Below are 18,537 nucleotides of genomic sequence, written 5' to 3' on the forward strand. Positions count from 1 at the left end.
ACTCACCCACACAGAAAACACACAGAATCTCCTTGAGATCGCGGGCACTGGAGAGCCGAGCCGCAAGTTACCGAGCGGTTGAGGGTTTTGCGCCAACATCCCCCCATACGACGCGAACACCTGTACGACAGGTGTCGCGCCCGCATATGGTGTGGCCGCGCGTGACGGAACCTGACCAGTTCCGCGTTCGCGCACATCAACCAGCGACCGGGGGAACGCCGTCGCTCACGGGGAGAGGCTGCACCGCCATGCCGTCGTACCGGCCCTACGCATGCGTCAAGTCGTCCGGAAGTCCGCATTCCTGATCACCCATCAGGACCACATCGCCGCCCTGTCTCTCCGGCCACCCTTCCGGCACGCCCCCCATTGAACGCAGAGAGGGATGCTCCCTTGCACCCCAGACCGTGGTTCCGCATGCCCGGAACACGAAGATCACGAAGACTCACCTCCGCCGTCACCTCCGTCGCCGCCCTGGCCGTCCTGGCGGGCCTCGCGGTTCAGCCCGGACTGACCAACCTGGGCGCCGAACCGGTCGGTGACTCCTACCCCTGGTACGAGGACACGTCCGCCGAGCAACTGAGGCAGGACCAGTGCCTGATGGCCGACGTATTGCGGCTCGGCGGCCCGTCGATGGCCACGACCGCCCAGGACGGCCTCAACCAGCCCGCCGACAAGCTCCACGCCCTGGCCGACCGGAAGAACTGGGAGCAGACGCCGCTCGCCGTCGCGTACAAGAAGGACCGGGACGCGGCGAACAAAGAGCTGGACGATCTCGCCGCTTTCCGGGAGGGGTGGAAGAAGCCCCTCGACGGCCTTGCGACTCCCGGCGGATTCACCGTCACCGATTTCCACTCGCCACCCGACGGCGACAAGAGCTTCTACAACCAGACCGGTCTGTCGGCCTGGGTCGCCGACCGGTTCTGGAAGAGCGACGACGCCTTTTACGACGACGCCACCCCGAAGGCGGACGAGAGGACCCTCAAGGCCGTCGACGCTCTGGGAGGTCCGCTCTACGGCAAGGAGCCCGACCCGGCGGGCACGACGCAGGCGGAGTGGAACCGTGCGCTCGCCGAGCACAACGCCTTCGAATGGATGCACGGCGGTCCCGCCACGAACGCGGGTGCCGACGACGCCCGTGTCTTCCTGTCCTCCGGCGGCTTCCCGCGCACCGCACCGCAGCCGGGCACGCCGGAATACCGCATCGCCGTTGAGGATGTGAAGTCCCGGTTCGCCGCCTGCGGTTGGCGGGACCCGCTCGACCCGGACAGCGTTCTGGGCGACGTCACCGCCACCGCGGCCGACGAGTGGCAGCAGGAGGTCACCTCCCAGGCGACCCAGCGCAACCAGGTGCTCGGAGCGAACAAGACCGCGGTCGACGCCCTTTCCAAGGGCGCGAAGGCCCTCAGCGACATGCTGGGGCACTCCTGGGTCGCCGACCACATCACGCGCTGGCAGGACTACTGGCTGCCGGGCGGCCTCGGCTGGGTCGGCGACAGTCCGACGGTCATCGAGGTGCACGCCGCGAAGGGCAAGTGCCTCGACGTCCAGGGCGCCAAGAAGGACAACGGCACGCCGGTCCAGGTGTACACCTGCAACGGCTCCGCGGCGCAGAAGTGGGTGCTCAGCGGCAGCGAGGACAGCCTTCACCTGCAGAACGTCAACGCCCTCAAGTGCCTTGACGTGGCGGGGAACAACACGGCGAACGGCACGAAGATCCAGATCTCGTCGTGCAAGACCTCCGCGTCCCAGACCTGGGCGTCCGAGCTGCGCGGCGCCACCGCCCTGAAGAACGCCGGTACGGGCAAGTGCCTGGACCTGCACACCTTCGACAACGGCAACGACGCCCAGCTGTACACGTGCAACGGCAGTGACGCGCAGAAGTTCGACATCAAGCCGTCCGGCCACAACGGCGACGACAAGCTGGACTACCCGGACAAGGCCCAGTTCGACAAGGCGAAGAAGGGCGTCACGGACGCCCAGGCCGGTGCGAAGAAGCAGCTCGCCGTCCTCAAGGCGCAGCTCGCCGCCGCGCAGAAGGCGGCCACCACATCGGACACGGCCATCCAGGCCGCCTACGACATCGCGGACACCAACGGCGCGCCCCGCGGTCGTGGGCTGCTGGTGGGCCAGCAGAAGGCACAGGTCACCAAGGGTGCGGTGGCCGCGCTGCAAGCGCTCGTGAAGGCCGGCGAGAGTGCCGAGGCCGCCACCCGTGCCTCCGCCGAGGACAGCGCGACTATCGCGCAGCGCGCCCTCGCTCAGGCCGCCCAGTCGAAGGCGGAGTTCCGCAAGGAGGCCGCGAAGACGGCCGAGTTCCAGGCCAAGGCGGCCGCCGACGCTGCCAAGGTGCACCGGGACAACGCCAAGAAAGACAAGGAGACCGCGGAGGCCCGGCTCACCGACGCGCTGAAGGCCGAGGGCGACGCCAAGGCCGCCGCCGCCGACGCCCACGCCAAGCGGCTCGCCGCCGAGGCCGAGGAGAAGACGGCCAAGGCGGAGAAGGAGACGGCCGCCGCCAAGCAGGCCGAGGCCGCCGAGCACAAGAAGAACGCCCAGTCCGAGGCGACGAAGGCGAAGGACGCCAAGGACAAGGCGGAGGCCGCCGAGAAGACGGCTGGGGACCGTCGGGACGACGCGGTCAAGGCACGCGACCACGCCAAGGACATGCGGGACGACGCCTGGGACGCGGAGCAGAAGGCCGAGGCGGCACGGGCGAAGGCCGACGCCAAGGAGGCCTATGCCGACAAGCTGGATTCCGGGGACGCGGCGGACGCGGCCCGTGCTGCCGCGAACGACGCGGACCAGGCAGCTGACGACGCCGACGCCGCTGCGACGAAGGCCCGTTCCGAGGCCGACGCGGCGACCAGGGCGGCGGCCGACGCCGACGCCGCGGCCACCCGCGCCGAGGCGGCAGCCAAGCGGGCGCGCTCCGACGCGGACGCAGCTCAGGCGGACAAGTTGAAGGCGGACGCGGCGGTGAAGACCGCGACCAGCGCTGTGGCCGACGCCATCAAGGCCTCCCAGGATGCCGCAACCGAGGCCAAGGCCGCGGTCAAGCTCGCCAACGAGGCCGAACAGCATGCCGAGGACTCCAAGTCCCAGGCGAACAAGGCGAACGAGGAGGCCGGCAAGGCCCTCGCAGCCTCGGCGAAGGCGGCGGGCTACGCCCACGTCACCGCCCAGGCCGCCGTGGACGCCGCCAAGGCGGCCCAGCAGGTCGCCAATCCTGCCAACGACGCAGTCCAGCTCGGCTCGCCCTACGTCGAAACCGACTCGGCCGCCGGCCTGGTCGTGCTGACCGGCCAGGCGTCGAAGACGATCGCCGACCAGCAGCAGGCGGTCGCCGACGCGCACGCCAAGAACGCGGCGGCCGAGGCCCAGGCGGCGAAGAACCTCGCCGACCAGGCCAAGGGCGACGCGAAGGAGGCCTACCAGCACGCGGCGAACGCGGCCCAGTACGCGGCCGACGCGCGCACCTACTCCAAGGAGGCCCTCGGCTACGCGGCCGACGCCGCGAAGGCCGCATCCGCGGCCGCAGCATCCCTGGCGCGCACCATCGAGTACGACAAGCAGGCAGCCGCCGACGCGGCAGCCGCAGATAAGGCGGCCGGCAACGCCGAGGGCTACGCCAAGGACGCCCGCGACTCAGCGGACGCCGCCGAACTCGACGCGGAGGCGGCCCGCTCCGCAGCGGCCCAGGCCGAACAGGACGCGAAGGACGCCCGAGCGGCGGCCAAGCGCGCCGACACCGCGGCGACCGAGGCCGAACAGGCGGCGAAGGACGCCGACAAGTACGCCAAGGAAGCCCAGGAAGCAGCCGACAGGGCCGAGAAGGCGGAGAAGGCCAAGCAGATCGACACCGGAACCGTCCCCGACGGAAGCGGTGGCTCCATCGGCAAGATGTTCTACGTCATCGACCACATCGAGAAGGTCGGCGATCCGGAGGTCCTGAAGAAGACGGACGGCTGCGACGGCTGGATCGACAAGCTCTTCTACAAGGGCGACTGCACGATCACCGAGAAGATCCGGTACGTAGCGGTCCTCGACCTGTACCTGTGCAACGCACAGGATCTGGACCCGCAGAAGTTCATGTGTCCCTCCGAGGCGACGCTGTACCTGGGCGAGACCCGGACCAAGGAACTGTCCAAGAAGGTCACGCACACCATCACGATGGAGGAGTACCAGCAGAACATCGACCCGGTCGACATCATCTTCGGCAGCTGGATCAAGTGCGCCCAGTTGATCACCTCCGGCGGTGAAAGAGGAAGCTTGGGCGGATGCGCCTGGGCGTCCCTGGACGTCGCGAGCCTCTTCGCAGGCAAGATCCTCAAGCCCATCGCGGAGGCGCTGCGCGCGGTGGACGCCGCGTTCGTCACCGGCGTCGGCATCCGGGACGCGTTCAACGCCCTGAAGACCCTGGACCTCGATCCGGCCGCCATCAACCGCATCGAGAAGACGGCCAGCCTCTACGAGGACATCGCCAACTCATGCCGTGTCAACAGTTTCCCCGGCAGCACACGGGTACTGATGGCGGACGGCAGTCTCAAGGCGATCAGTGCGGTGCGCTCCGGCGACCGAGTGCTGGCTGCAGACCCGGAGAGCGGCGCGCAGCGTCCGCAGACGATCAGCGCCACCTACGCGCACAACACGGACCGCCTGGTGGAGATCGTCCTGGCCGGCGGCAGCACCATCGCCAGCACCGCAGGACACCGGGTCTACGTGGTCGGGCGCGGCTGGACCCACGTGTCCGAGCTGCGCACGGGCGACCGGCTGCAGTCGCCCGACGGAAGGATGCACGCCGTCACCGCCCTGCGAGACCTGACGGAATCGGCGCCGCGCCAGGTGTACGACCTGACCGTTGACGGCCTGCACACGTTCTACGTGCGCTCCGAGGGGCGGCACGCGGCGGACCTGCTGGTCCACAACTGCGTGAACCTCAGCGACGAGACGGCTTACCCGGAATCGGGTGCGCATACGCTCAAGAAGCACGTCAACCGCACCCCCGGGCAGGCCGTCGCCGACGCTCAGGAAAACCTGCGCAATGGCCGGCCCCCGATCAGTACGTTGTGGACCAACGCCGACATCGCCCAGCAGGCCGTCGACCGGGTCGTCTCCCAGTACTTCTTCCCTAACGGCAAGCGGAGGGCGGCCAGCTTCGAAGCGCTGGACAACTTCCTGAACAAGCGTGGACAGTGGCGGAACAAGGCCGAGTTCGAGATCACGGGCAAGTGGGACGAGTATCCTTCGCTGGGCACCGTGTACAAGGCGAGCGGCCCCCCGGAGGCCGCGGGGAACGGGGTCCGAGTGGTCCTCAAGAGGCTGCCGGGCAAGAAGGGCCACGAGGGCTTCATCGTGTACACGTCGTATCCCCTGCCCAAGTGACAGGCGCCTCGGGGGAGACCGAGACACGTGACGTGAACGACTGACATCCACCCCGGGTGGGCCCGTTCCGGCAACGGAACGGGCCCACCCGACGACTTTCTCCCGAGGCAGGGCGACCATCATGGCGAGACAGCGTGAGCAGTACGGCAGGTTCTACGAGGGCGACTTCGGCCTCAGCGAACTCGCCGGAAAACTGTCCACGACGGCCGGGGCCGCCGACGAGGCGCAGTCACTGCACCTCGCGTCCGAAGTGGCCGCTGTCTGCGAGGGCGAGGGCGCGGTCGAGCTGGGCGTGGACGTGCGCTGCCTCCTGAACTCCGCCCTGCCGGACGGAGTCGTCCGCACAGCGTGGCTCGCGGCCACGCACGGGCGCTTCGATCCGGCGGAGTGCGAGTCGGGCGTCCGAGGCTGGCTGCGTCGGCTCGCGGAGAGCCGGCCGGAGCGCAGGCGTGAGCCGGCCCCTGGATACTGGCTCGCCCGGCCGAGTATCCCGGAGGAAGAACTACGCGAGGCCGTCGTCGCGGAGGTCCGCGCATCGGCGGGCCCGCTCGGCCGCGCCGTCGCCGAAAGCGACCGCGCCGCCCTGCCACCCGGCGTGGTTGCCGAGTCGCTGGAAGCGGTCGCTCGGGAAGGCGACGGCGATCTCGGGCTCCGGCTCTTCCTGCGCGTGTTGAAGGTGTACGGCGTACCAGTAGGCAAGGAGCAGTACGACCGTCTCATGGCGTTGGACACCGCACTCGGCTGGCCTGGACCGCTGGTGTACGACGGCCTCAACGTCCTGTGGCCCCCCATCGACACAGCGCGCCGCGACGCCTCGGACGACTTCGGTCTCTCGGCGCTCACTTCGTGGTTCGAAGGGGCCTGGCAGGAGGGCACCGCACGCGAACGTGTCCGGCAGGCCGCGGCCGCCGACGACAGTGCCCAGACGCCGGGCTCGGCGGCGGCACTGCTGCTCACGGACGCACGCCGCCTGCTCGACTCCTCTCTGCGCACCGAGACGATCACTGTGCTGTGGTTGTCCGCCTCGGGCCGGGGCTACAACATCGACCACCTCGGTATCGACGCGCGGGATTGGCTCCGGCTGATCGAGGACGTTTGCGAAGAGCGCCTGAAGGACATCGCCCCCCAGTACCGCCATGCCGCACCGCCTGTCCGGACCGACCTCCGGGACGCCGTGCTGCAGGCGGTGCGGGATGCGACACCGCTCCTGGAGGATGCGGACATCGGCCCGCACTGGGATGCGATTCCCGGCGCGAGCACGCTGAGCGCCGTATGGGACGTCGTCACCGACGTGGACTCCGACCTCGGCTTCCGGCTGTTGCTGCGGTTGCTCGGTGTGGTGTCCCCGGCTCTCACCCAGGAGCAGTACAGCCACTACCAGGCACTCGGCAAGCGGTTCGGCTACGGCAAGCACCATGTCACCGAGGGGCTGGAACAGCTGGTACGGCTCGACTGACCGCCGGGCGGACTCGGCAGGCGTGACGCACCCCACCCCGCACGCTCGTTCAAACTCCGTTAACAATGGACTGTGATCTCTCCGGTCTCCTCGATACCCCGGAGCGCCCACCGGCCCAGGCCGGAGGCGACTCCCTACGTCGACCTCAGCCGCGCCGAGTGGAGCGCGCTGCGCGACAAGACTCCGCTGCCGCTCACCGCCGAAGAGGTCGAGAAGGTCCGCGGCCTCGGCGATGTCATCGACCTCGACGAGGTGCGGGACGTCTACCTCCCGCTCTCCCGCCTTCTCAACCTCTACGTCGGCGCCACGGACGGGCTCAGAAGCGCCCTGAACACGTTCCTGGGCGAGGGGGGCTCGCAGTCGGGCACGCCCTTCGTCATAGGGATCGCCGGATCCGTGGCGTGCGGCAAGTCGACCGTGGCCCGTCTGCTCCAGGCCCTCCTGTCCCGCTGGCCCGAGCACCCGCGCGTGGAGCGGGTCACGACCGACGGCTTCCTGCTGCCGACCCAGGAGCTCCAGGCCCGCGGACTGATGTCGAGGAAGGGATTCCCCGAGTCGTACGACCGCCGGGCGCTGACCCGGTTCGTCGCCGACATCAAGGCGGGCAAGGACGAGGTCACCGCCCCCGTCTACTCCCACCTCATCTACGACATCGTCCCGGGCGAGAAGCTGGTCGTACGCCGGCCCGACATCCTGATCGTCGAGGGCCTGAACGTGCTGCAGCCCGCCCTGCCCGGCAAGGACGGCCGCACCCGTGTCGGCCTCGCCGACTACTTCGACTTCAGCGTGTACGTCGACGCGAACGCCGACGACGTCGAGAGCTGGTACCTCAACCGCTTCAAGAAGCTGCGCCAGACGGCCTTCCAGGACCCGTCCTCGTACTTCCGCAAGTGGACCCAGGTCTCCGAGGAGGAGGCCCTCGACTACGCGCGCACCCAGTGGCGCACGATCAACAAGCCCAACCTGGTCGAGAACATCGCCCCCACCCGCGGCCGCGCCACGCTCGTCGTGCGCAAGGGCGCGGACCACAAGGTCCAGAGACTGAGCCTGCGCAAGCTGTGACACGGAGAGGGGGGCGGCACGAGCGCCGCCCCCCTCTCCGACAAAGCCGGTGGTTATCCCAGCGCCGACTTCACGGCGTCGGCCAGTCGCCCCGCGACCGTGCGGGCCTGGTCGATGTCCGCGGCCTCGACCATCACGCGCACCAGCGGCTCCGTGCCCGACGGGCGCAGCAGCACCCGGCCGGTGGAGCCGAGTTCGCGCTCGGCCTCGGTGATCGCGGCCGCCAGGTCGGCGGAGGTGCCGACGCGCGTCCGGTCGACGTCCGGGACGTTGATGAGCACCTGCGGCAGCCGCTCCATGACCGAGGCGAGGTCCCGGAGGGTACGGCCGGTCTCGGCGACGCGGGCGGCCAGCAGCAGGCCGGTGAGCGTGCCGTCGCCGGTGGTGGCGTGGTCGAGGATGATGACGTGGCCCGACTGCTCGCCGCCGAGGGCGAAGTCGTGCCGCTTCATCTCCTCCAGGACGTAGCGGTCGCCGACGGCGGTCTGCACGAGGTGGATGCCCTCGCGCTCCATGGCCAGCTTGAAGCCCAGATTCGACATCACGGTCGCGACGACGGTGTCGGAGCGCAGTGCGGAACGCTCCCGCATCGCCAGCGCGATCACGGCCAGGATCTGGTCGCCGTCCACGGCCTCGCCGGTGTGGTCCACGGCCAGGCAGCGGTCGGCGTCGCCGTCGTGCGCGATGCCGAGGTCGGCACCGTGCTCCACGACGGCGGCCTTGAGCTTGTCCAGGTGGGTGGAGCCGCAGCCGTCGTTGATGTTGAGGCCGTCCGGCTCGGCACCGATGGTGACGACCTCGGCACCGGCCCGTGTGAAGGCCTCCGGGGAGACGCCGGCGGCCGCGCCGTGCGCCTCGTCGAGGACGATCTTCAGGCCGTCGAGACGGTTCGGGAGCACGCCGAGGAGGTGGGTGACGTACTGCTCGAAGCCCGCGTCGTAGGTCCGCACCCGCCCGACGCCCGCGCCGGTCGGCCGCTCCCAGGGCTCGCCGTGCCGGTGCGACTCGTAGACGGCCTCGATCCTGTCCTCCAGCTCGTCGGCGAGCTTGTGGCCGCCGCGGGCGAAGAACTTGATCCCGTTGTCGGGCATGGCGTTGTGGCTGGCGGAGAGCATGACGCCGAGGTCCGCGCCGAGCGCGCCGGTGAGATGCGCCACCGCGGGCGTCGGCAGCACACCGACGCACAGCACGTCCACGCCCGCGCTCGCCAGGCCCGCGACCATGGCGGCCTCCAGGAACTCCCCGGACGCGCGCGGGTCCCGTCCGACCACCGCCGTCGGCCTGTGGCCCTCGAAGGTGCCCGCCTCGGCCAGTACGTGGGCCGCCGCGACAGAGAGGCCGAGCGCCATCTCGGCCGTCAGGTCCGCGTTGGCGACACCGCGCACGCCGTCCGTGCCGAAGAGTCGTCCCACTTGTCCTCCTGAGGAAGCGTCAGTTTCGGAAGCCGTCGGGCATTCGCTGGTTCGATGCCCGGTCGGTTCGGCTCCGCATCCCAGGCATTCCATGCCTGAACATCCGATCACACTAGGCTTTGAGCGTCTTGTGCCATTAGACCCAAAGATGTGTGATAAACGAACGCCCCGGCGGCACTGTGGCGTGCCGCCGGGGCGTTCGGAGTACGAGCAGGCAGCGAGATTAGCGCTTGCTGTACTGCGGGGCCTTGCGGGCCTTCTTCAGACCGGCCTTCTTGCGCTCGACCGCACGGTCGTCGCGCTTGAGGAAGCCGGCCTTCTTCAGCGGGCCGCGGTTGTTGTCGACGTCCGCCTCGTTCAGCGCACGGGCGACACCCAGACGGAGCGCACCGGCCTGACCGGAGACACCGCCACCCGCGATGCGGGCGATGACGTCGTAGCGGCCTTCGAGCTCCAGCACCTTGAAGGGCTCGTTGACTTCCTGCTGGTGCACCTTGTTCGGGAAGTAGTCCTCGAGGGTGCGACCGTTGATCTTCCACTTGCCGGTGCCCGGAACGATCCGGACGCGGGCAATGGCGTTCTTGCGACGGCCCAGGCCGGCGGCCGGCTGGGGCTCGCCGAAGCGGGAGGCCAGGGACTCCGAGGTGTACTCGCCCTCGACGGGAACCTCGGACTCGGTGGTGTAGCTGTCGATGTCGACGAGCTCGGTCTCTTCGAGCGGCTGCTCGGCAGTGGTCTCGGCCACGATTCTCCTCAGATTCTCTTCGGTCTTAGGGGGTGGCCGGACTTACTGCGCGACCTGGGTGATCTCGAACGGCACCGGCTGCTGGGCAGCGTGCGGGTGCTGGTCGCCCGAGTAGACCTTCAGCTTGGAGAGCATCTGACGGCCCAGGGTGTTCTTGGGGAGCATGCCCTTGACGGCCTTCTCGATGGCCTTCTCGGGGTTCTTGGCAAGCAGCTCGTCGTAGCGGACGGAGCGCAGACCACCCGGGTAGCCGGAGTGGCGGTACGCCATCTTCTGGGTCCGCTTGTTGCCGGAGAGGTGCACCTTGTCGGCGTTGATGATGACGACGAAGTCACCGGTGTCGACGTGGGGGGCGTAGATCGGCTTGTGCTTGCCCCGGAGGAGGGTCGCTGCGGTGGTGGCGAGACGGCCCAGGACAACGTCCTGGGCGTCGATGACGTGCCACTGGCGCGTCACATCGCCGGGCTTGGGGCTGTACGTACGCACGGTTCGTAGCCTTCGCTTCTTCAGTGAATGGTCCTGACAAGGTCACCGAAGACGATCACGACAGCCCTGACCGCACTGCGGTGACGCAAACCGCGTGCAGGTCGCTGGTCATCGGCCCGGTGGACCGGTGTAAGGGCCAGGTCCGTGAGAAGAGCCAAGCCAATACACAACGAAGAAGCAGAATACCTGCGGTGCCTCGGCCGGGTCAAAACGATGCCGATGCGTGCCGGGTTCCGCCTGTTCGTGCACCCAGTGTAGGGCGCCGTCACCGGGGGCTGCCGCCCTCAGTACCCCGCTTCGGCCTGGACGGCCTCGACCTCGGATGCCGGCCGGCTGAGATGCGCCGACCAGTACCGATAAGTCCCCTATCGCCCGTAGTAGAGGCGCACCCGTCCCCCCAGGACCCCGTCTAAGATGCGCCCCATGAGTTATGGGCAGGGGGGACCCCAGTCCCAGTGGGATCCCTGGAAACCGCAGTCACAGCAGCCCTGGAGCAGCGGCAGCGGCAGCGACCAGACCCCGGACTGGGCCGCGCTCGCCGAGGCCTCGGAGACGCGCAACAAACGGCGCCGAGTGCTGTTCATCGGCGGCGGCGCGCTCGCGACGGTGGCGATAGGCACCGCCGTCGCCATGGCCATGGTGTCCGCGAACGGCGACAACAACGCGTCGGGGCAGCCGTCGAACCTGCCCGCGAGCGCCTCGCTGCCGAGCGACACCTCCGATCCGGCGCCGTCCTTCGACCCGACCAGCGCCCCGCCGCCGCTGGACCCGAAGGACTTCATCTCCGACGTGAAGAAGGACACGGCGCCGCTGAGCGCCGAGACCCTCTTCCCGGGCACCCAGCTGACCATGGGCGAGACGGTCTACAAGAAGGGCCCGACGGCCGACACCAAGGACTGCGCCTCGGCCACGCGGGGCAGCCTCCCGAAGGTCCTCACCACCAACGGCTGCACCCGCGTGCTGCGGGTCAGCTACGTCAAGGACGGCGTGGCGGTGACCGTCGGCGTCGCCGTCTTCGACACCGAGGCCAAGGCCGCCAAGGCCAAGGGCCAGGCCGACCGGAAGAGCTTCGTGAAGTCGCTCGACGGCAAGGGCGTGAAGTCCTTCTGCAACGCGGCGATCTGCCGGTCGACGACCAATTTCTACGGCCGCTACGCCTACTTCACCGTCGCCGGCTTCATCAACGGCAAGGACGTGACGACCAAGGACACGAAGGTCTTCTCGACCGGCGACGACCTGGCCGAGTTCACGTTCCGGCAGATCCGCCGCCGGGGCGAGGCCCAGGCGTCGGCCGCGGCGAACGGCTGAGCCGGGGGCGCGCACGCCCCCGGACCCCGCCAGACCCGGTCAGGGCCTGGCGGAGCCTTGCGGAGTCTGGGAGAGCTCTCCCTAGGAGTCGCGCTTGAAGCGCAGGCGGAGCGGCACCACCGCCGACTCCAGCTGCGTGCGCAGCGTCATCTTCGAGACCCCCTCGGTCCGCTCCTCGAAGCGGATCGGGATCTCGACGGCGTCGTGTCCGGCCCGGACCGCCTTGTACTTGAGCTCGACCTGGAAGCTGTAGCCCGCGCTGTCCAGGGACGAGAGGTCCACGTCCCGCAGGGTGAGTGCCGACCACAGGTTGAAGCCCGCCGTGATGTCCCGGATCCGGGTGCCGAGGACGGCCCGGGCGTAGGCGTTCGCGAAGCGGGACAGCAGGACGCGGTGGACCCCCCAGTCCTCGTCCAGCGACCCCCCTTCGACGTACCGGCTGCCGACGACCAGGCCCGCCCCGGACGTCACCGCCGCGTCGAGCATCCGCGGCACCGCCTCCACGGGGTGGCTGCCGTCGGCGTCCATCTGGACGACGTACTCGGCGCCCTCCTCCAGCGCGGCACTCATGCCCGCCGTGTACGCCCGCCCCAGCCCGTCCTTCTCGGTCCGGTGCAGCACGCTCATCCGGCGCGCGCCGTCGGTGTTGTACTTCTCGGCCAGCTCCTCGGCGATCCGGCCGGTGCCGTCCGGACTGGAGTCGTCGACGATCTTCAGATGCAGGCCGTCCAGCGGCAGCCCCAGCACCGCCTCGGCCATCCGCGGCAGGTTCGCCGCCTCGTTGTACGTCGGCATCACCACGGTGACCCGAGCGTTCCGGCAGGACTCGTCCATTCCTTATTCCTCCCCATGGGGCGCGGGTCTACCCAGCGCCCGGAACCGCCAGCCCGCCGCGGTCCAGCGGTCCGCGTCGAGCACCCCCCGGCCGTCCACGATGCGCGGACGGCGCACCAGCGACCGCGCCGGCTCCGGGTCGATCTCCCGGAACTGCGGCCACTCGGTCAGATGCAGGACCAGATCGGCCCCGCGCAGCGCCTCCTCGGCCGACAGCGCGTACCCGAGCAGCGGGAACGCCTTGCGGGCGTTGTCCGTCGCCGCGGGGTCGTACACCGTGACGTCGGCCCCGTCGAGCCGCAGCCGGGCGGCCACGTTCAGCGCGGGCGAGTCGCGGATGTCGTCCGAGTCGGGCTTGAAGGCGGCGCCGAGGACCGTGATCCGGGCGCCCAGGACGTCTCCCCCGCACAGCTCGCGCGCCAGCTCCACCACCCGGTCCCGGCGCCGCATGTTGATCGCGTCCACCTCGCGCAGGAAGGCCAGCGAGACCCCCAGCTCGTCGGCGCGGTGCGCGAAGGCGCGGATGTCCTTGGGCAGGCAGCCGCCGCCGAAGCCGACGCCGGAGCGCAGGAAGCGGCCGCCGATCCGGTCGTCGTGGCCCAGCGCCTCGGCGAGCCGGGTGACGTCCCCGCCGGCCGCCTCGCAGACCTCGGCCATCGCGTTGATGAAGGAGATCTTGGTGGCGAGGAAGGCGTTCGCGGCCGTCTTCACCAGCTCGGCGGTCGGGAAGTCGGCGGTCACGGCCGGGGTCCCGGCGGCGAGGACGGGCTCGTACACCCTGCGCAGAATCGTTTCGGCACGGTCCGACTCCACGCCGAACACCAGCCGGTCCGGCCGCAGCGTGTCCTCGACGGCGAAGCCCTCCCGCAGGAACTCCGGATTCCACGCCACCTCGGCGTCGCACGCCGCGGCCAGCCGCGCCGCCGTCCCCACCGGCACGGTCGACTTGCCGACGAGCAGGGCGTCCGGCGCCGCGTGGCGCGCGATGGCCGCGAAGGCGGCGTCCACGTACGTCAGGTCCGCGCCCTCGGAGTCCTTGAGCTGCGGGGTGCCGACGCACACGAAGTGCACCTCGCCGAAGGCCCCGGCCTCCTCGTAAGAGGTGGTGAAGCGCAGCCGGCCGCTCGCCGTGTGCTCGGCGATCAGCTCGGGCAGCCCCGGCTCGTGGAAGGGCACCCGCCCTGCCCGCAGCGCGGCGACCTTGTCGGGGTCGACGTCGACGCCGAGCACCTCGTGGCCGAGCTCCGCCATGCAGGCGGCATGGGTGGCACCGAGGTAGCCGGTGCCGATGACGGTGAGCCGCATGGATACGGCCTTTCGTGTTCAGGCCCTTGCTCAGGGATTGCCCAGGGATGGAGAAAGCCCTTGCTCAGGGGTGGAGAAGACCCCTGTTCAGGGGTGGAGAAAGGAGGAGGCGAGCGGCGTCAGGCGGTCTTCACCCAGACCCGGTAGGCGCCGGTGCCGCCCGAGCTGAGCCGGAAGGGGATCTTGCCGATCAGCCGGTAGTGGCCGCTCTTGGTGACCTGCCGCTCGATGTACGCGTCCAGCCCCGGCGTCGCCACCCCGTCCAGCACGACGAGATCGAAGTAGCCGTCCTCGAGGGCGAGGCGGTACCCCTCGTTCCCGTGGTGGACGACGCCCTTCTTGTCGGGGTAGCCGATGCCGTAGGTGGAGGTCCACTGCGAGTGCTTCGTCTTGTCCCGCAGGTAGTAGACGGGCACCTCGTAGGTCTCACCGAGGTAGCGGCCGCCGGGCTCCATGTACGGCTCGATCGCCTGGACCAGCCCAGAGGAGTCAGGCCACAGCCCGAACCGCCACTCGGACTGCGAGACGCCGAGGCACAGCGCGCCGACCCAGATCATGATGCCGAGCTGCGGGTAGCGGAAGTGCTTGCCGACCAGCCGGATCACGCCGACGCCCGCCATCGGGGCGGCGAAGAGCAGACCGAAGTCGAGGTGCTTGTAGAGCGAGACCGCGGTGTGCAGATGGATCTGGTACGCCGGTGCCAGCAGCGCGGTCCCGGCCAGCGTCACGCCGAGCAGCGCGCGCCAGCGCCAGCCGGGGCCGTTCAGACCGTAGGAGCGCGGAGACTCGTTCATCCGGCCGCGCAGCGCGTAGGCGACGGCGCCCGCGACGGCGGTGGCGAACATCAGCCCGCCCCACTCCGCGGACTTCTCCAGCAGCGCCGAGGCGGTGTCGGTGCCGTGGGCGCGGTTGGTGGTGGTCTGCCGCACACCGGCGAGCACGTCGGTGTACATGAGGCCGATCCCGGCCAGCGCGGCGGTGCCGACGCCGAGCAGGAGCGCACGCGGGACGCAGCGCCACCCGCGGTGGTGCCAGGCGGTCAGCGCCGCGAGGACGATCAGGGTGGGCACGTAGAGCGCGGAGGCGTACTTCACCGCCACCGCCAGCACCATGACCGGCGCCGCGAGCAGCACGGCGAACACGGGGGCGCGGTTGGTGCGGACGATGATCCACGCGGACAGTGCCAGCAGGAAGATCGCCGGGGCGTCGTAGGTGGCGAACCAGCCGAGCACGATCGTCGGCTGGGTGACCGCGAACAGCGCGGCGGCCACCAGCGCGACCCGTTCGTTGAACAGGCGACGGGTGAAGGAGTACAGCAGCACGGTGGCGCCGAGCATGCACAGCAGGCTGAGCGCCCGGGCCCCGGACAGGCCGAACCAGCCGTCGACGAAGGCCGCGGCCACGGGGTAGAGCATCGGCGAGCCGGAGAAGTACGACTCGTAGCCGCTGTGCAGCGGGGTGCCGCTCGACCAGTGCTCCAGGATGTTGTGGCCCGCCGCCAGGTACAGGGCCTCGTCCTGGAACGCCGTGTTGGACAGCCTGAGCGACAGGAGTGTCTGGATGATCAGGAGGATGCCCAGAACCCCGCGGCTGACCCAGGCCCGGCGCCGGCTCGGGGTGTCGTCCCAGCCCGCGTCCGGGGTCTCGGGGATGTGGTAGCCCGGTTCCGCCGACTCCGGCTCCGGCTCCGCGACCGTGCTCAGCGCGAAGGTCGGCTGGTCGTCCAGCTGCTGGTACGGGTAGACCCGGGGGTCGTAGTCGTAGCTCTCAGGCACGTCATGGCCCTGGTAGCCCTGGTGGACGTCATGGCCCTGGTGGCCGTGGACGCCCTGACCGTCGTGGCCCGGCTGCTGCCGCGGGACGTACCCGTCGGAGTTGAACCATCCGCCGGCCGCGTTGTCGTCGTCGGCGTAGGGGTCGTAGGGCCGAGGCGTGTAGTGCTCGGGTCGCGAGTTCATGCCGGCTTCCGTACGTCGAAGCCGAACCGGTCGTCGGCGGCCAGGCGCTTGAACTCCTCCAGCGCCAGCGGGCTCGCCTCCAGCCGCCAGTCGGCGCGCTTCCTGTGGTTGAACCAGATGAAGCCGATCATGTCGTCGTCGTCCTCGACGCCCGCGAACAGGTTGCGGACGTCGGCACGGCGCCGCTCGCCGGGCATGGCGGCGGTCTCCAGCAGGAGCATCGGCTTCTTGGTGAAGGTGCGGATCTGCTTCCGAGTGGGCCCGAACACGCTGTCAAAGGCGTTGTCCTCGCCCGTCGTGAAGTAGCCGACCAGACCGATCCAGTCGACATAGGCGTCGCCCGGGTAGTACGGCTTCAGCCGCACGTCCGGCACCGGGTTGACGATGTTCGGCGCCCAGGCCCAGATGACGTTGGAGGCGCCGGCGTCCAGGAACGTCTTGTGGATGTGCCGCCAGGCGGCCACGTACTGCGCGGGGGTCGTGCTCTGCGTCCCCCACTTCTCCCAGTGGCCGTTGAACTCGTCCGCGAAGTCGATCACCACGGGCAGGTTCAGCTTCCGGACCGCCGTCGCGTACTTCTTGATGTACGCGTCCGACTTCCCGGCGGCGATGTCGGCGATCGGGGTGTCGAAGGGCTCCCAGGACATCAGCGTCAGCGCGCCCTCGGCCCAGGCGCGGCGCACCCCGCTGGCGTCGAAGCCGTCGCCCCAGCCCGCGTAGTACTCGATCAGGTTGGGCCGCTTGCCGACCATCTCCGCGTACGCGTCGACGGACTTCATGGAGGTCGGCGCGCCGGCGACGGCCGCCCCGAAGTACTTCTTGGCGGGCTTGAGCAGGGGTACGACGTCGTAGGGGAGGTCGGCGTCCGCGCTCGCGGAGGGATGCGCCCCGCCGGACGTGCCGTGCCCGGTCCCGGACGAGCCGTCGTCGGAGCCGAGCAGGGAGCAGCCGGTGAGGGCGAGCACGGTGAGCAGGCAGACAGCGAGCAGCGCCCGCATTCCGAAGAAACGTTTCACCATCATCAAGCGGCCACCTCGGACCGGGGCTGGACCAGGACGCGGCCCACGACGAGGGCGTAGAAGAGCCCGGAGGACAGGATCAGGGCGAAGTTCGGGGCGTCCATGGTGAACGTCCGGTACACCGCCGCGGTGACCCAGATCAGGGCCGTGCCGCCGCTCCAGACCCACATGCCGAGCCAGAAGCGCCGGGTCTTGTTCTTCTTGGCGCCGGAGGAGCCGGTCGGCTGCCAGCCCATGCGGTTCTTGCGCAGGATGTCCCAGATGGCGAAGACGTGCGCCCAGCCGTACATCATGCGGGCCGCCCAGGCCTCCAAGCGGTACGGCGCCTTGTGCCACATCGGGAAGATGATCGTGGTGTAGAGGATGCTGGGCAGCACCAGGAGCAGATGCTCGACCTTGAGCTTCTCCGGCATCATCAGCAGCAGCACGATCGGGATCACCGGCGCCGCGAAGGTGAACAGCGCCGTGTGGATGTAGTAGAAGAACCCGGACATGTAGCACAGACGGCTGGAGAGCTTGATCTTGCGCTGCCAGAACTTCCGGCTGCCGAGCAGGCTCATCGAACCCGAGCACCAGCGGTACTGCTGGTTGAAGAAGGCGCCCGCGGTGTCCGGGCACACGCCGGTGGACACGGCGACCGGCACATAGCGCAGGTCCCAGCCGAGACCGCGCAGGTCGAAGCCGGTGTGCACATCCTCGGAGTGCTCGATCAGCGTCGTACCGCCGTTGGTCTCCAGGGCCGCCCGGCGGTAGATGGCGCAACTGCCGACGCAGATCGCGCCGTCGCTGCCCTGCCGGGAGACCTGCACCGACCGGTAGAACAGCTCCTGCACCGCGCCCGCACCGCGCTCGATCCAGTTCTGCGAGTCCAGCACGCGGAAGTACTGCGGCGACTGGACGATGCCGATGCGCGGGTCGTCCTGCATGTACGGCAGGAGTTCTTCGAGCAGGTCGGCGCGCGGGGTGAAGTCGGCGTCCAGGATGAGGATGAACTCCCCGTCGGACTGGCCGAAGCCGAAGTGCAGGTTGCCGGCCTTCTTGAACCAGCCGCGGTTGTCCCGGGTGCCGTAGCGGAACCCGAAGTCGCGGGCCATCGCCTCCAGTTCGGGACTGGCGCCGTCGTCGAGGACGAACGGCACACAGACACCGGGGTACCGGTCGGCCATCGCCCGCACATGCCGCCAGGTGTTGTGCAGCACCTCGATGGGCTCGCCGCACACCGGCAGGAACACGTCGACCGTCGGGTAGACCTCGGGCCGCCAGTTCTGGACCAGCCGCCGGTGGTACGCGATGTCGAAGTCCCGGGTGAAGCCGTTCACCCGCAGCGACACCAGGTAGTAGACGACGGTGAAGACGAGGAGCGGCGTGTAGATCCACAGCACCGGCGTGGACTGCGCCAGCTTGAACTGGCTCACCACCAGACAGCAGAAACTGACGAGCGAGCTGATCGTCAGGATCCACAGATTCCGGCGCGCGTAGGAGTACTTCTCCTTGTCCGTCGGCGGCAGCGGCAACAGCCCCAGCGAGGCGTTGTGGCCGCGTCCTGCTCGTCGCCGCCCGCCGTTCTGGC

The 18,537-nt window shown here is 69.5% G+C and carries 12 protein-coding genes; 4 read left to right on the forward strand and 8 right to left on the reverse strand.

Annotation, left to right across the window (positions count from 1 at the left end):
• Positions 1 to 414 precede the first annotated feature (414 nt).
• The 3 genes from IPZ69_RS23600 (at position 415) to coaA (ending at position 7,900) form a co-directional block, all read left to right on the forward strand.
• Positions 415 to 5,382, forward strand: a complete 4,968-nt coding sequence (locus tag IPZ69_RS23600; protein WP_235456308.1) for an RICIN domain-containing protein — start codon at positions 415 to 417, stop codon at positions 5,380 to 5,382.
• 121 nt (positions 5,383 to 5,503) lie between these two features.
• Positions 5,504 to 6,838, forward strand: a complete 1,335-nt coding sequence (locus IPZ69_RS23605) for a hypothetical protein (protein ID WP_235456310.1) — start codon at positions 5,504 to 5,506, stop codon at positions 6,836 to 6,838.
• 72 nt (positions 6,839 to 6,910) lie between these two features.
• A complete protein-coding gene (gene coaA / locus IPZ69_RS23610) occupies positions 6,911 to 7,900 on the forward strand; it encodes a type I pantothenate kinase (protein ID WP_235456311.1) in 990 nt (329 codons plus the stop codon).
• 53 nt (positions 7,901 to 7,953) lie between these two features.
• On the opposite strand, the gene glmM is transcribed toward coaA, so the two are convergent.
• The 3 genes from glmM to rplM all read right to left on the reverse strand — a co-directional run bounded on the left by glmM (position 7,954) and on the right by rplM (position 10,543).
• Positions 7,954 to 9,312 (reverse strand): phosphoglucosamine mutase, encoded by a 1,359-nt coding sequence (gene glmM / locus IPZ69_RS23615; RefSeq protein ID WP_235456312.1) that lies wholly within the window; start codon positions 9,310 to 9,312, stop codon positions 7,954 to 7,956.
• A gap of 223 nt (positions 9,313 to 9,535) precedes the next feature.
• A complete protein-coding gene (gene rpsI, locus IPZ69_RS23620; RefSeq protein ID WP_235456313.1) occupies positions 9,536 to 10,057 on the reverse strand; it encodes a 30S ribosomal protein S9 in 522 nt (173 codons plus the stop codon).
• A 42-nt stretch (positions 10,058 to 10,099) separates the two neighbouring features.
• Positions 10,100 to 10,543 (reverse strand): 50S ribosomal protein L13, encoded by a 444-nt coding sequence (gene rplM, locus IPZ69_RS23625; protein ID WP_235456314.1) that lies wholly within the window; start codon positions 10,541 to 10,543, stop codon positions 10,100 to 10,102.
• Positions 10,544 to 10,966: 423 nt separating this feature from the next.
• Here rplM and IPZ69_RS23630 point away from each other — a divergent pair, with 423 nt between their 5' ends.
• A complete protein-coding gene (locus IPZ69_RS23630) occupies positions 10,967 to 11,851 on the forward strand; it encodes a hypothetical protein (RefSeq protein ID WP_235456315.1) in 885 nt (294 codons plus the stop codon).
• Between the two features lie 81 nt (positions 11,852 to 11,932).
• Here the strand turns inward: IPZ69_RS23630 and IPZ69_RS23635 are convergent, their stop codons facing one another.
• The 5 genes from IPZ69_RS23635 to IPZ69_RS23655 form a co-directional block, all read right to left on the reverse strand.
• A complete protein-coding gene (locus IPZ69_RS23635; protein ID WP_235456316.1) occupies positions 11,933 to 12,685 on the reverse strand; it encodes a polyprenol monophosphomannose synthase in 753 nt (250 codons plus the stop codon).
• 3 nt (positions 12,686 to 12,688) lie between these two features.
• Positions 12,689 to 13,990: a UDP-glucose dehydrogenase family protein gene (locus IPZ69_RS23640; RefSeq protein ID WP_235456317.1), complete on the reverse strand. Its 1,302-nt coding sequence runs from the start codon at positions 13,988 to 13,990 to the stop codon at positions 12,689 to 12,691.
• 119 nt (positions 13,991 to 14,109) lie between these two features.
• Positions 14,110 to 15,948, reverse strand: a complete 1,839-nt coding sequence (locus IPZ69_RS23645) for an ArnT family glycosyltransferase (protein WP_235456318.1) — start codon at positions 15,946 to 15,948, stop codon at positions 14,110 to 14,112.
• Positions 15,945 to 16,967, reverse strand: a complete 1,023-nt coding sequence (locus IPZ69_RS23650; RefSeq protein WP_235456348.1) for a glycoside hydrolase family 26 protein — start codon at positions 16,965 to 16,967, stop codon at positions 15,945 to 15,947. Before IPZ69_RS23650 ends, IPZ69_RS23645 begins: the two co-directional genes overlap by 4 nt.
• A gap of 2 nt (positions 16,968 to 16,969) precedes the next feature.
• Entirely contained in the window at positions 16,970 to 18,385 is a 1,416-nt protein-coding gene (locus IPZ69_RS23655; protein ID WP_235456349.1) for a glycosyltransferase family 2 protein, read from the reverse strand.
• Positions 18,386 to 18,537: the final 152 nt, after the last annotated feature.

Origin of the sequence: Streptomyces olivochromogenes, from assembly GCF_021538895.1 — a bacterium.
Lineage (GTDB): Bacteria > Actinomycetota > Actinomycetes > Streptomycetales > Streptomycetaceae > Streptomyces > Streptomyces olivochromogenes_A.

What these genes read in the sequence shown, in the direction of transcription:
- IPZ69_RS23600 (WP_235456308.1), top strand. Translation starts at nt 415, where the DNA reads ATGCCCGGAACACGAAGATCACGAAGACTCACCTCCGCCGTCACCTCC.
- IPZ69_RS23605 (WP_235456310.1), top strand. Translation starts at nt 5,504, where the DNA reads ATGGCGAGACAGCGTGAGCAGTACGGCAGGTTCTACGAGGGCGACTTC.
- IPZ69_RS23630 (WP_235456315.1), top strand. Translation starts at nt 10,967, where the DNA reads ATGAGTTATGGGCAGGGGGGACCCCAGTCCCAGTGGGATCCCTGGAAA.
- IPZ69_RS23635 (WP_235456316.1), bottom strand. Translation starts at nt 12,685, where the DNA reads ATGGACGAGTCCTGCCGGAACGCTCGGGTCACCGTGGTGATGCCGACG.
- IPZ69_RS23640 (WP_235456317.1), bottom strand. Translation starts at nt 13,990, where the DNA reads ATGCGGCTCACCGTCATCGGCACCGGCTACCTCGGTGCCACCCATGCC.
- IPZ69_RS23645 (WP_235456318.1), bottom strand. Translation starts at nt 15,948, where the DNA reads ATGAACTCGCGACCCGAGCACTACACGCCTCGGCCCTACGACCCCTAC.
- IPZ69_RS23650 (WP_235456348.1), bottom strand. Translation starts at nt 16,967, where the DNA reads ATGGTGAAACGTTTCTTCGGAATGCGGGCGCTGCTCGCTGTCTGCCTG.